This window comes from Alkalibacillus sp. S2W (assembly GCF_046764385.1).
Classification (GTDB): domain Bacteria; phylum Bacillota; class Bacilli; order Bacillales; family Alkalibacillaceae; genus Alkalibacillus; species Alkalibacillus almallahensis.
This window is the reverse complement of record NZ_CP177234.1, coordinates 834,015-847,934: the sequence shown is the minus strand read 5'-3', so window position 1 is coordinate 847,934 and position 13,920 is coordinate 834,015. Positions and strand designations below refer to the sequence as shown.

Below are 13,920 nucleotides of genomic sequence, written 5' to 3'. Positions count from 1 at the left end.
TATGAGTCAATTACAATTAGAACAAGTGAGAAAATCATTTATGAACGGGGAAGTAGAAGAAGAAGTATTAAAAGGAGTTAACTTAACACTCAACAAAGGAGAAGTAACGGCACTGATAGGTTCTTCTGGCTCAGGAAAAAGTACAATCCTTTCAATAGCAGCAAGCCTTCAACCCTTATCGAAAGGACGCATCATATTCGACCATCAAAACTTAGTAGAATTAAAGCCTGAACAAATAAGAAAAATTAGAGCTCAGCAATACGGTTTTGTTTTTCAACAATCTCATCTCGTTCCTTTTTTAACCGTCGAAGAACAACTTTCTTTGATGTTAGATATAGCTGAAGTAAAAGGAAGTAAATACGATAAACAAAACGAAATAAAAAATGTATTAGAAAAAGTTGAAATGACTCATCGTCAAAGCGCCTACCCTGCTTCACTATCAGGTGGTGAGAAACAACGAATAGCTGTGGCTCGCGCCATCATTCATAGACCAAAAGTACTTTTTGCGGATGAGCCGACTGCAAGTCTAGATTCCAAAAAATCAAACGATATCATGCAGTTAATTCAAGAATTAACACACTCTTTAGAAATGATGACATTAATCGTTACACATGAAGAAGAAATGTTAGAGTATACAGACAGAGTGGTGAAAATGAGCGATGGAGAAATAATAACGGTTAACTAATTAAACAATTTTTGATTATTTTCATCGTGAGGTTATTTTAGACTCATTATCAAAGTGTTCTTCCCTTATATATTGACAATAAATCAAAGAAACAGTATATTTTTATTAGATAAGAAAATACGTATACAACGTTCTAGACACGCATAAACTAAAAAAGCAGGATGCTGCGAACATCCTGCTGAGCAACCGAAACGCTACAAGGTGTAGGTTGTGATTAATCTTTGGTGTTTTCGTTCTGACTACCTTGCTTGGCAAAGCAAGGTAGTTTTTCTTTACCAATCTATTTTGTTTCACTACTTCTAAATAAGTTAACATGATCAATGCTAGGTAATTTACGTAACACTGTGCTACTGCCCCACATTATACTAAATATGATCATGGAAACTCCGCATATTAATACTGGAATAATAGGTGTAAAAACGTCACCTAATACACCACCAATTAATCCTCCTAAAGGTATACCTAAAGAGGCTGCACTTGTCATCAGAGTAATCACTCTTCCAATGTACTCGGTTTCCACTTGCTTTTGAATCGAAGAAAATACACATATATTAAGTACACCAATTGAAATTGCTCCAATACTAAATAACGGAATGGATACCACCATCGGTAATATAGCTGTTCCAATCCAAACAATCCCTGTCCCGAAGTATGCAAATATTATCAGTTTCCCAAAATCTATATCTTTCAACTTCGGTGTAATCATCGTTCCCACCATAATACCAAGGGACATTGATGCTAAATAAGTACCGTAAACTGCTTCTAGTCCATCCCCTTTTAATAGAGAAAATGCAGGAAGATTTGTCGTCATAATAGCCATAGCAATATTAACGAACACAATTGAGAAAATCATTTTAGGCACTAAAGAATTCTTTATATATTTAAAGCCAGCTGCTAAATCGTCACTGTTGTGTAATGCAAAATAAAAGTACAGAAGTTTGCAACTAAAAAGTACACAACACTGCAATCAAAAAAAAAGACTTGCCAGCCCAATCAAATACCACTACTGTTATTGGTGTCGAATCAATTAAACAGTGGAGGTTGAAAGGAATGCTGGCAATGTCTGAAATTAATTGTATCAAAGTTTTACGAAATCAAAAATCAAAATCCGTCAATTCAATCGCTGAAATGCTTGGTATTAATTGGCGTACAGCTAAAAAGTACGCCGATAAGGATTGGGTGCCTCAAGAAAACGTGCAACCCAAACAAGGCATGATGCATGAAGAAGGATGGGGTGAGATCGTATCGGATTGGCTTATAGAAGATTATAAACTACCTTACAAAAAGCGTCGTACGAATAAAGCTATTTTTGCACAATTACAAGCCATTGGCTTTGAAGGCTCATATCGTACCGTTTGCCATTTTATTAAAGACTGGCGTGAAGGAAAGATCAACGATGATTCCACGAAGGATAAGGGGTACGAAAGGTTACAACATCCTCCAGGTGAAGCGCAAGTTGATTTTGGCTTGTTAGAAGCTGTTAAAGATGGTCAATATGTCGATGTTCATGGTTTGTCCCTTAGTTTACCTTATAGCAACGCAACTTTTTGTGTTCCGTTACCAAGTGAAAACCAAGAATGTTTCTTAAAAGGGCTAGAAACTATTTTTAAACAAATGGGAGCCGTTCCTAGAGTGCTAAGAATTGATAATTTAAAAGCAGCTGTTATTAAACCTAGGGGACGCCATCAGGAAGTTGAATTCACCCATGAACTCCATCAATTTTCAGCATATTATGGTTGTGAGATTCAAGCTTGTAATCCCTATAGTGGCCATGAAAAAGGTCATGTCGAAAATAAAGTTGGTTATATTCGATATAATTTCACAACACCTGCACCTGTCATGACGTCATATGAACAACTCACAGACTGGTTGGAGGACCAACTGACACAAGATCGCCAACGCCAACATTATGTAAAACAACAAACAATTGAAGACCTTTATCAAGATGAACATCAACACATGCTTCATCTTCCTGATCAAGATTATCCGATATTTAAAGAAAAATGGGTGAAAGCTAATAAATATGGGGAAATTGTGGTCGACCAAGTCAAAGTACATGTACCTAAGAGCTATAATTTTGGACAAGTTCGATTAGTGCTTTATTGGGATCAATTTAAAGTCACATCTCCTAACGGAGAGATCCTTATGAAAGATGTTAGACCGTATATGCATAAAAGAAGACAAATTCCTTGGCAAGGTATTCTATCCTCTTGGCTGGATAAGCCAAGAGCCATAGAGTATTCACGTTACCAACCATACTTGCCGGTTCGAATATTTGAATATATCCGGATTGAGGATCATCGTTTAAGAAAAGAAAGGCTGCGTTGGTTGATTCATCAATTGGCCCAACATGATATGGAACAAATTAATGATCAATTTTATGACTTAATAGATAACGATCTACAACCTGAACACGACGACCATCCATATGATGTTGACTGGAGCCTTTATGATCAAAACATTCCAAGGGGTGAGTCAACATGACGCGGGATATTAAAGCCATGTGCAAGTCACTAAGATTAGCGTATGTAGCAGACGTTTATGAATCAATACCATTTGAAACAAAAGAGCAATTTTTAAAAGAGCTATTTGAAAAGGAATTCGCTTTAAGGGAGGAAGCCAGAGCGGACCGCTTAATGAAGAAGGCGAAGTTCTTACATGTTAAAGAACTGGATGATTATCATTGGGGAAGCCATATCCATTTTCCTCAACAATTAGATAAAGATGAACTGATTTCCCTCAGTTTTATCAAACGCGTCGAAAATGTCATCTTAACAGGAGCACCAGGAACAGGTAAAACCCATCTAGCAACAGCGTTAGGCCGGGAGGCTTGTCGAAATGGTTTTGAGGTCCGATTCTTCCGTGTTTCAGATCTCGTTGATCAATTAGATAGAGCGTGGCAAGACGGAAAATTACGAAACTTTAGGAACAAGTTTAAAACGGTTGATTTAATCGTATTAGATGAAATGGGATACATTCCATTCGGAAAAGAAGGAGCAGAGCTGTTATTTCAACTCATCTCTGAGTGGTATGAACAAAAAAGCTTAATGATCACGTCCAATTTAGAATTTAGTCAATGGAACCGGATATTTTCAGATTCACGTTTAACAGCTGCCTTAGTGGATCGCGTGATCCACCATGCGCATGTACTAAACTTCACTGGAGATAGCTTTAGAGTGAAGCACGCACTATCTAATCAAGAATAGCGAAAAAGGGCTGGCAATCTTATGTATTTTTGATTGCAAAACTATGTATTTTTCTCTTGCAAAATACATCATTTGCAGTCCTTCAATACTTTTGTGTGAATGGTACTTATGAAGCAAATAAAAATTGATATAACAATAAATAATGAAGAGCAGAGTGCTAGACAAGTCATCGCTCACAATTTAAATGTTTGTACTTAAATCCTAAATTGCTTATCCAACGTACTGACTCGAAGCCGAGGGTTATCAGTTATCCTTCACACATAATTCGCTTTCATTCATCAATACTAAACATGATACTAGTGTGTAAGGAGGCGTTCAATAATGAGGGCTGTACAAGTGACGGGATATGGTGGGATTGAGCAACTACAAACCGTAACGAAAGATGTGCCAATACCAAAAGCGAATGAAGTATTAGTAAAAATCAAAGCTTGCGCCATAAATAATACCGAAATCTGGATGCGAGAAGGAGCTTATGGGGCTGGTTCAGCATCAGGTTGGCGACCTGAAGGCGTGCAATTCCCTCGGATACCAGGTTCTGATATAGCGGGAACAATCGTCGATATCGGGGATGCTGTTGATTCGTCTATGAACGGAAAAGATGTCGTTCTCTTCCCTTTCACATCGAGTGGCGACGATGGATCTGAACATATCGCTAATGATATGTCTTTCATCGGATCAGAGTATGATGGTGGGTATGCGGAATATGTCGTGTGGCCAGCGGAATTATGTTTTAACATGCCACTACCTGACTATACGGAAAGTGCGGTGTTTTCAGTGAGTGGTTTAACCGCATGGCATATGAACGAACAACTCGACATTCAACCTGGCGAAACCATCATGGTGACAGGTGCTAATGGCGGCGTTGGCTCTTTGAACGTTCAAATCGCTGCGAACGTGTTCTCTGCTAAGGTGATTGCGATTGTAGGAGATTTACGTTTAGCCGATGAGATGAAGGCGTTAGGCGCTACTCATGTTCTTTCTTATCGATCCGATCGCCTTGTTGATGACATTATAGACAGCAATGGTGGACCGATTGATTCGGTATTAGATGTGGTGGGGGATCCTTTATTCTCAACGTCGCTCGAGGCACTCAAGAAGGGCGGCAAATTCTGCATATCAGGATCTGCTGGTGGTCAAACGACGAACCTAGATTTTCGAACGCTATATTTAAAACATATTACGATGTACGGTTCCGTCTTAGGGAGAAGAGACGAATACCGACGGATGCTTCAGGCGATTTCAGATGGCCAAATCAAACCTGTTATAGATCGAACCTTTCCATTAGAAGAAGCGCAAGATGCTCAAGTTTATTTTAAAGAATCAGGCAAACTCGGCAAAGTCGTCTTGCTACCTAACGAAGATTAATCTCATTATATGTAAAACGCTCAGAGCGAGTCTGAGCGTTTTTATATGGCCGAACATTGTTTTCCATCCGCTTTTCTTCTATAATTTATGATAAGTTGACGATGGTGACGACGAATTCTTCAGCAAAGACGGACAAGGTTGCCATAGTGACAGCTAAGGTCATCATACCAAGATTCGTCCAGACGAATATTTTGCGTTTCGATATGCCGAATGTCGCAACGGTACTCGCACCGACCTGGCTACTAAACAGGAGTGACGAGACGAAACAAACGCCAAGTGCACCGTAACGTTCGAAGGTCGCTTTTATTTTAGGATTGACCGCAGCCGAAGTCGTTTCGCGTTTCCGCCATTTTTGTTTCAGTTTATGGAAACCAGCTTTAATGGTCGATCCGAAAAAGATAAAGATTAGCACACTGACCGCATTACCGAGCACAGCGATTGTGAGCGTTACGAGTGGTGAAAAGTCAAAGACGATAATCCCCATTGGGACAGTTAAAGCTACTTCCAAAAACGGTACCATACTAACAAAGAACACAAACAACACTTGAAGGATTACATTTTCCATACCATCACCGCCTTTTATTTAAGTCAACTGACCTAAATTTATTATAATACGTTTGACTTAAAAAAGCAAGGAGCGTTTTTCAATGCCAAAAAAAATCGATCACACCGAACGAAAAGATCATATTATAGAAGCGATGTTCCGCATCGTACACCGCTCTGGCTTCGAGAAAGCAACACTACGAGAAATCGCCAAAGAAGCTGACCTATCACTTGGATCTGTCCAGCACTTCTTCCCGAAACAAGGGGATATTTATATTGATGCAATCGAAGAGATTTACAGTCGGTTCAAAGCCCGCATGGATGAAATCGACCAACATAACGACGAAAGCGTCTTCGACAACGCCGTCCGTATGATCAAACAAATCGTCCAAGCCAGCACCGAAGAAGAACGCATGGAAAACGATATCTGGATGAAATTCTCCATCATGGCCACCATGAACCCCGACTACCATGAAGCCAAAAACAAATCCCGCGAAGTCAACTACAGCTTTGCCAAAGAGATTGTGACCATGCTGAGTGAGAATGGGTACTTAAGTGAGGACGAATCAATCGATGAAGCCGCGAATACATTAACAATCTTTATCCATGGGTTAGTATTTGAGACGGTGATGTATGATGAGTTGTATGATGAAGAAAAAATTGATGGAGAAGTAAGAAGGTATTTGAATGGGATTACGATTAAATAATAAAACCGTGTGATAGATCAATTATATGATTATCACACGGTTTTTGTTACTTTTTAACTGTTTATAGAGATGGTTTTGACAAACGATCAGTAATCATATGCCGATACTGAGCAGTTCTAAACAGTTGATTATTTAATGAATTATAAGAATATGGAACGGTTAACGCCTTGCCTCCGTTAAACTTAATACACGTTTCTTTAGTCGATAGTCTTTCCAAGCTTTCCACATAACCATGCGAAATCCAAGCACAGTCATGTGAAAGCGGTGACGTTGTCGGCATAAAATACATATTACATGATGGTTCAATGACGATAGGAAGTTTTCTATTAATACCGAACACTTTCCTTGTCCCTTCAAGACGGCCTTTTAAACTACAAAAATAGTAATGACAGGCTTCATTTATTAATTGCTTGGGTGTCGAATAACTATAAAATTCATCATCTTGATCAACAACATAAGAACCATAAATACCTTCTGAAAACTCATAAGGTAATACCGCCATCGTTTTAGTGCTTACTCGAGCTTCTTCTTCAATTCTCACATGAACCTCTCCCTAATATAAATTTATATTTATATTAGTTAAATTACTTTCAAAAGTAAAATCGCAATTTGTTCAAAAATGACCTAATTTGTAGTCATTTGTTTAGTAAATTTAGAGATTGTTTAAACAATAATGCTCATTTTTTAAAGTTTAATGAAAATTTCTAGTTAAGTGGTTAAAGCCTTTAATAGATAAAATCACCTAAAGTGTCGTTGATTACCTAGTTAATGAAACTAATAAGTTTTCCTAAATTTCAAGTACAAGTTAGCCACTGGGCCAGCCCCTGCTATGGGGAGATTGTGAATAGATGAAGAGAGTTGACGCTCTCCCCCCTAGGGGGGAGCGAAATGTCACAACTATCTAAGCTATTGCCTTGACCTCTGTCATGAGTGCTTCCTGTGGCGTGCGATAATTGAGCTGTTTCCGCGGATAGGTATTCATCCACGTTTGTACGCGTAAGGTTTGTTGCTGACTCACTTGACTGATGGGGTGACTTTTCGGTATAAACCGTCGAATCAATTTGTGCTGATTTTCGCTGGTGCCGCGTTCATAAGATGCATAGGGATGACTAAAATAGACTTGGGTCGTTTCTTTTAAATCCGTTTCTAACGTGCTGAACTCCGACCCGTTATCTGACGTGATGGTTTTAAACATGGCGCGCATGTCTGTGCCGGTTCGCTCGGCCAGTGACTGAACGGCTTTTGAAATCGATGATGCATCCTTTCGGTCGACTTTAATAACGCATTCAAACCGTGTTTTACGCTCGGCCAAGGTGAGTAATACCTCATCATCTTCACCTTTAACGCCCAGTACCGTATCAATTTCCCAGTGTCCGAACTCTGCTCTGTCTTCAATATGTTTCGGCCGCTCTTCAATGGAAGTACCTAACTTGCGCTTATTTTCTTTACCGTGCCGCCCGGTCTTTCTAGGTGCGCGACTGACTTTCTCAAGCAGGTCAATATTCTTCGTCCGCATAATGCCGATGTTGATCCAATGATAGAGTGTGGTAGTGCACGGTAGTAAGGCTTGGGCATACGGAAAATGGACTTTCAAATAACCGACGACAGCGTCTGGAGACCATCCGTCCTGAAGCATCTTGGTATCCGCCCATTCTATGAATGTAGGGATACCAACCCATTTCGGTATACGCCCGCAGTTTAACCGATTTTCTTCGTACTGACGTTGGCCGACATCTGGGAAATAAACGGGATGCGTATAGCGGTATGTTTTGCCATTTTGTTTCTGTTCTCTTGCTTGCGTCACCGAACCCCGTTTAATCTCATTATTGATTGTTTGCGGCGCACAGCCTAATACTTTGGCGATTTGACGGTGAGAATAGCCTTCCTGCTTTAACACTTGGATTTTTGACCGTTCATCCGCGCTTAAGTGTTTGCCCTTAGTGCGGGGCATGTTATCATTAAATGGCGTCATGTGATTTCATTCCTTTATTGAGTGTTGTGGTTAACTTCAATATAACATGAAATTCACATGGCGTTTTTTATGACTTAAGTGGCTAAGTTCATTATAAAATCCACCACTAATAAGTTTTAATGGTGGACCTTAACAATGACAAAACCGACCTAACTCCCATTAGGTCGGTTCATTTTAGATCACTGGCCCAGGCTTAGCACCATCACCAATTGGCGAGATATACCCTTGTTTCGCGGTTCTTTGTTGTAGCTCTTCCTTCGCTCTCTCTAGTTTCGTTTTATCTTGCATTACATCAATCGCAGCGGCGGCCATAATTTTGCCGGCGTACAACATGCCTTTGTGGCCGATAGATGTACCACCTTGTGAAACGGCTTGCCAGGAGTGGAGTGATGTGCCGTTGACGAAGCAGGTTGTTAGGCATTGAGTGGTTGGGGTGACCCAGCTGACGTCAGCGACATCGGTTGATCCGGTTTGTTCGTGAATTTGTTTGCGGTCGACGATGAAATCGGTAAGGGTATGGCCGTCTAAGTCATTTGCCCAGTATGTGTTTTGCTCGGCTTCTGATAGGGTGCTGCGAATCGTTTCGGCAAAGGTTCTTTCGTCTTCTGAGTAAGTCGGTGGTTCGATCGTATCTAGACTTGCTTGAATCGCATCATCGAGTGTGTCGTTTCGAACAAGGTCGCTCGATCCACTGTCAAAATGGACTTCGACTTCGGTTTCGGTCATTTGCGCGGCACCTTCTGCGACATTTTTCACGCGTTCGAAAATGTCATGTGCTTCTTTGACATTACTGGCGCGAACGAGATAAAGTACTTCCGCTTCAGATTGCACCACATTCGGTGCATTTCCACCTGTATTCGTTACGGCGTAATGTAGACGCGCGTTCTGGACGATATGTTCGCGTAAGTAATTGACGCCAACGTTCATGAGTTCGACGGCATCGAGCGCGCTTCGACCTAAGTGTGGACTCGCCGCAGCGTGCGCGGATTGTCCTTTAAACCGGAAAAATACTTGTTGGACGGCTAGCACATTAAGGCGTAACACTGAATTTACTGGGGCGGGGTGCCAACAGAGCGCAAAATCGACATCATCAAACACGCCTTCTTTTACCATAAAAGCTTTCCCGTCCCCGCTTTCTTCTGCAGGGCAACCGTAATAACGGACGGTTCCTTCTAAACCGTGTTCTTCCATATACGTTTTAACCGCAATCGCCGCCGCATAAGAGCCTGTTCCGAGTAAATTATGACCACAGCCATGGCCACTGCCACCTTGTACGATCGGCTGGTGTTCTGTCGCCCCGCGTTCTTGGCTTAACCCTTCTAACGCGTCATATTCGCCTAGAAATGCGACAACGGGTTCCCCTGATCCGTATTCTGCGACAAACGCAGTCGACATGCCTGCAATCCCTCGTGTCACAGTGAATCCTTCTTGTTCAAGGCTACTTGCAATATAATGGGCAGACTCGACTTCTTCGAAAGCCGTTTCCGCGAATGCCCATAAATCATCACTCATTTGAATGAACTGATCCTGTTTAGCATCAATATAGGACGCAATCGTTTTCGCATGGTCCAACCTTATCCCCTCCTGTGCGTGTGTCTTTTGTTATTATAAAATGACATACTTTTCAGTTAAATTCAATTCCTTTTTATTCTATGCGCAGCGCTCACTTTTTAAATTAGTTCCGCTACTTATTAAATAAATGGATGAACTTATGAAATAAATTCATCCATTTATCTCATAAATTCAAACCACTAAAAGAAACCCGTTCAGCTGAAGCTGAACGGGGTGTATCTTATATCTTAGAACGTTTAAGTCTTAGCGAATTCGTCACAACACTAACCGAGCTTAATGCCATGGCAGCGCCTGCAACCCAGGGAGCAAGGAGACCGATCGCTGCGACAGGAATACCTGCCGTGTTATAGCCGAATGCCCAGAATAGGTTTTGGCGAATGTTGCGGATCGTCGCATGACTGATCTTGATCGCTTTCGGAATCAGCTGCAATTCGCCGCCTAAAATCGTAATGTCGGCCGCTTCAATCGCAACTTCGGTTCCGGTACCGATCGCAATTCCGATATCCGCAATCGCAAGGGCTGGTGCGTCGTTCACCCCATCGCCAACCATCGCGACTTTGTGACCTTGAAGTTGGAGTTCTTTCACTTTTTCTGCTTTATCTTCTGGCAGGACTTCAGAAATCGTGTCGTCAATGCCAACTTGTTTCGCAATCGCTCGAGCCGTACGCTCGTTATCACCTGTCAGCATCATTACCGTTAACCCTTGGTATTGTAATGCTTTAATCGCGTCAGGGGCCGTTTCTTTAATCGTGTCCGCCACAGAGACGATACCACGGTATTCTCCGTCTACGGCGATCAACATCGCGGTCTCACCCGCTTCTTCCATTTCGATTAACGTTTGTTCAGCATCACCAATTACGACGCTATGATCTTGCATCAGTTTGCGATTACCGACAAGAATGGTTTTGTTTGACACTGTTGCTTCAATGCCATGCCCAGGCACAGCTTGAAATTGTTCAGTGTCGCTTAACATGACCTCTTCTTCTGTCGCATATGCCACAATCGCTTGGGCGAGCGGGTGCTCAGAGCCTTTCTCGGCACTTGCGAGTAACTGTAACGTCTCGTGGTCACCTGTAAATGTTGTTACTTCAGGCTTCCCTTTCGTAATCGTACCCGTTTTATCAAGTACGATGGTGTCGAGTTCATGCGTGCGCTCTAAATGTTCGCCACCTTTGAATAAAATACCATTTTCAGCAGCTTTCCCTGTCCCGACCATAATAGACGTCGGTGTCGCAAGGCCTAGCGCACATGGACACGCAATCACTAACACCGCAATCGCCGCCACGAGTGCTGGTTCGAGCTGACCAGGTTGAACAAGTGTGATCCACGTGATAAACGTGACCACGGCAATCCCGACGACAATCGGTACGAAATAGCCGGAAATAACGTCAGCTAAACGTTGAATCGGCGCTTTTGACCCTTGTGCATCTTCAACGACTTTGACGATCGACGCAAGAGCGGTATCTTTACCAACCTTCGTCGCTTCCATTTCAATCACACCGTTTTGGTTGATCGTCGAACCGATCACGGTCGAATCCGTCTCTTTTTCAACGGGCATCGATTCACCTGTAATCATCGATTCGTCAATCGACGTCGAGCCGCTGACGACCGTACCGTCTACGGGTATCTTCTCACCTGGTTTCACAATCAGATGATCGCCAACAACCACATCTTCTACTGGCGTCATCACTTCCTCGCCGTTACGTAAAACACGTGCTTCTTTCGCCTGCAAGCTCAATAACGACGACAACGCGTTTGTCGTTTGCGTTTTCGCACGCGTTTCTAAATATTTACCGAATAAAATGAGCGTAATAATGACGGCGCTCGCTTCATAATACAAATGCGGATCATAACCAGGATTGCCGATCGTGCGAATCCCTTCTGATAAACTGTAAAAGTAAGCCGCACTCGTACCTAACGCAACAAGCACATCCATGTTCGCCCCGCCGTTACGTAAGTTTTTATACGCACCGACGTAAAACTGCCAGCCAATCACAAATTGAACGGGTGTCGCTAAGGCAAACTGAAACCATGGATTCATAAAAATCGCTGGAATCGACATGTTAAATAAATGCACAAACATCGTCAGGAGTAATGGCGCTGACAACGCTGCTGATACGATTAACTTCGTCTTCTGTTTGTTGAGTTCTTGTTCTTTGTACGATTCTTTCTCCTCAGCTTCCGCTTTCGGGGCAGCGTCATAGCCGAGCTTTTGGATCTTTTCGATTAACGTATCTGGATCAATGATACCTGGATTGTATTGGATCGACGCAGATTCTGTCGTTAAATTCACACTCGCTGTCTCAACACCGTTTTGTTTATTTAACACTTTTTCAATCCGGCTCGAACAAGCTGCACACGTCATGCCGTACACATCGAGGTCCGCTTCTTCTTTTAGCACGCCATAGCCGACTTTTTCGATTTTATTCGTAATATCATCCATCGACGTTTGTTCAGGGTCATAATCGACCGCTGCTTTTTCCGTCGTTAAGTTCACTTGCGCATCAACACCGTCCATTTTATTGAGGACTTTTTCAACACGCGTCGAACAAGCTGCACACGTCATCCCTGTCACGGTTAAATCTGCATGTTCTTTCTCACTCATAGTTGTCCCTCCTTACTTCGAAAACTGTTTTAAGACGTCCATTAACTCTTGAATCGTCTCGTCGCCTTCCCCTTTTTGAATCGCATCAGTCACACAGTGGTTAATATGACGTTCGGTGACGGAGAAACCGACGTTTTTAAGCGCTGATTGAATCGCGCTAATTTGGACTAATATATCGACACAATAGCGATCTTCTTCGACTATATTTTGAATACCGCGCACTTGCCCTTCGATTCGCTTCAGACGGTTCATAAGCTTTTCTTTTTCATCATCCGTTCGCGGTACAACAGGTTCGTCATGTAAATATTCGCTCATTTGATAAACATCCTTCCTTTTACTATACCCCCGTATAGTATTTAAATGGTTAAAATTTTTTACGTTAACATCAAGTCCATCTTTTCGCTAAACGCTTCCATTCGCATAAAGCGATCTTCACGCATCACTTCTTTTTGATCTTGGAACACCAACGTAATCGGGGCCGTAAAGACGAGATATTCGCCTGATACTTCTTTTACCTCATCCACGTCGACATACCCGAGGGCGATATTGTCATACGTTTCTAATTCGTCTTGTATGCGCGGCCATAACGCTGAACACACACTACACCCTTGGCTCGATATAAATAACAACGCATTATCGTTCTCCGCGACAAACGCTCTAACCTCTTCTATTGACTGCAATGTTTCAGTTTGACTCATATCGTCACCACCTTATCTAAACTAAGAGTATCATACCCCCTATAGGTATGTAAACGAAACTGCTTCTTCTACAATTTTTAGCGCATAGATTTTAATAATGAAGCTTATTAATTGTTATTTTATGTTAAAATGTCGGTAACTTTTAGAAGAGGCGTGTTAATGGTGAAAATCTTAAAAAGAGTCACTGTTGGTCTAGTAACAGCTATTATTTTTTCGATCAGTTTATCGGCATTCGGAAATGTTTGGGAATATTTTTGGGGCTATTTCTTAGTGACAGCCACTATTTGTCTCATATTTGGCACACCCTTTTCGATCGTTGCAGACCATCTTATTCAACGTATTCAATCGTATCAATACATCTTCTCAGTGACCTTATATCTGTTTGGCGGAATCGTTTGTAATGTCATGCTGTTTATTGGCTTATCATCTACAGGGCTTTCAAGTACAACATTTAATATTTTTGTATTCGGCATCATAGCTTCACTGTTATATTTACATCTATTACTCTTTGGAAAATTTATTTCAAACAATCATTAAGTGGAAGAATCATATGTATAAATTTATATC

14 protein-coding genes are annotated in these 13,920 nt (G+C 41.6%); 6 read left to right on the top strand and 8 right to left on the bottom strand.

Annotated features, from left to right (window positions below; translation table 11 throughout):
- Position 1: 1 nt before the first annotated feature.
- Positions 2–685, top strand: coding sequence for an ABC transporter ATP-binding protein (locus ACKXGF_RS04575; protein WP_411955050.1), 684 nt, complete (start codon positions 2–4; stop codon positions 683–685).
- A 280-nt stretch (positions 686–965) separates the two neighbouring features.
- Here the strand turns inward: ACKXGF_RS04575 and ACKXGF_RS04570 are convergent, their stop codons facing one another.
- Complete coding sequence (locus ACKXGF_RS04570; protein WP_411955049.1) at positions 966–1,652, bottom strand: MFS transporter; 687 nt, start codon at positions 1,650–1,652, stop codon at positions 966–968.
- Between the two features lie 14 nt (positions 1,653–1,666).
- Between ACKXGF_RS04570 and istA the strand changes: the two genes are divergently transcribed.
- From istA to ACKXGF_RS04555, 3 genes are all read left to right on the top strand, one after another.
- Positions 1,667–3,169 (top strand): IS21 family transposase, encoded by a 1,503-nt coding sequence (gene istA, locus ACKXGF_RS04565; protein ID WP_411953786.1) that lies wholly within the window; start codon positions 1,667–1,669, stop codon positions 3,167–3,169.
- Positions 3,166–3,891 carry an IS21-like element helper ATPase IstB gene (istB, locus tag ACKXGF_RS04560; RefSeq protein WP_411953787.1) on the top strand — a complete coding sequence of 242 codons (726 nt, stop codon included), beginning with the start codon at positions 3,166–3,168 and terminating at the stop codon, positions 3,889–3,891. The genes istA and istB overlap by 4 nt, the downstream gene beginning before the upstream one ends.
- A 321-nt stretch (positions 3,892–4,212) precedes the next feature.
- Positions 4,213–5,256 carry a zinc-binding dehydrogenase gene (locus ACKXGF_RS04555; RefSeq protein ID WP_411955048.1) on the top strand — a complete coding sequence of 348 codons (1,044 nt, stop codon included), beginning with the start codon at positions 4,213–4,215 and terminating at the stop codon, positions 5,254–5,256.
- A gap of 85 nt (positions 5,257–5,341) precedes the next feature.
- Here the strand turns inward: ACKXGF_RS04555 and ACKXGF_RS04550 are convergent, their stop codons facing one another.
- Positions 5,342–5,821, bottom strand: coding sequence for a hypothetical protein (locus tag ACKXGF_RS04550; RefSeq protein WP_411955047.1), 480 nt, complete (start codon positions 5,819–5,821; stop codon positions 5,342–5,344).
- An 82-nt stretch (positions 5,822–5,903) separates the two neighbouring features.
- Here ACKXGF_RS04550 and ACKXGF_RS04545 point away from each other — a divergent pair, with 82 nt between their 5' ends.
- Positions 5,904–6,506, top strand: coding sequence for a TetR/AcrR family transcriptional regulator (locus ACKXGF_RS04545; RefSeq protein ID WP_411955046.1), 603 nt, complete (start codon positions 5,904–5,906; stop codon positions 6,504–6,506).
- Between the two features lie 61 nt (positions 6,507–6,567).
- Here ACKXGF_RS04545 and ACKXGF_RS04540 read toward each other — a convergent pair whose 3' ends face one another.
- From ACKXGF_RS04540 to ACKXGF_RS04515, 6 genes are all read right to left on the bottom strand, one after another.
- Positions 6,568–7,047: a competence protein ComK gene (locus tag ACKXGF_RS04540; protein WP_167262708.1), complete on the bottom strand. Its 480-nt coding sequence runs from the start codon at positions 7,045–7,047 to the stop codon at positions 6,568–6,570.
- Positions 7,048–7,407: 360 nt separating this feature from the next.
- Complete coding sequence (locus ACKXGF_RS04535; RefSeq protein ID WP_411953264.1) at positions 7,408–8,478, bottom strand: IS30 family transposase; 1,071 nt, start codon at positions 8,476–8,478, stop codon at positions 7,408–7,410.
- A gap of 174 nt (positions 8,479–8,652) precedes the next feature.
- Positions 8,653–10,050 carry a M20 family metallopeptidase gene (locus tag ACKXGF_RS04530; RefSeq protein WP_411955045.1) on the bottom strand — a complete coding sequence of 466 codons (1,398 nt, stop codon included), beginning with the start codon at positions 10,048–10,050 and terminating at the stop codon, positions 8,653–8,655.
- 220 nt (positions 10,051–10,270) lie between these two features.
- Entirely contained in the window at positions 10,271–12,655 is a 2,385-nt protein-coding gene (locus ACKXGF_RS04525; RefSeq protein ID WP_411955044.1) for a heavy metal translocating P-type ATPase, read from the bottom strand.
- Positions 12,656–12,667: 12 nt separating this feature from the next.
- A complete protein-coding gene (locus tag ACKXGF_RS04520) occupies positions 12,668–12,970 on the bottom strand; it encodes a metal-sensing transcriptional repressor (protein ID WP_411955043.1) in 303 nt (100 codons plus the stop codon).
- 59 nt (positions 12,971–13,029) lie between these two features.
- A complete protein-coding gene (locus ACKXGF_RS04515) occupies positions 13,030–13,353 on the bottom strand; it encodes a thioredoxin family protein (protein WP_411955042.1) in 324 nt (107 codons plus the stop codon).
- 159 nt (positions 13,354–13,512) lie between these two features.
- Between ACKXGF_RS04515 and ACKXGF_RS04510 the strand changes: the two genes are divergently transcribed.
- Positions 13,513–13,890: a hypothetical protein gene (locus ACKXGF_RS04510; RefSeq protein WP_411955041.1), complete on the top strand. Its 378-nt coding sequence runs from the start codon at positions 13,513–13,515 to the stop codon at positions 13,888–13,890.
- The last annotated feature ends 30 nt before the right edge of the window (positions 13,891–13,920 follow it).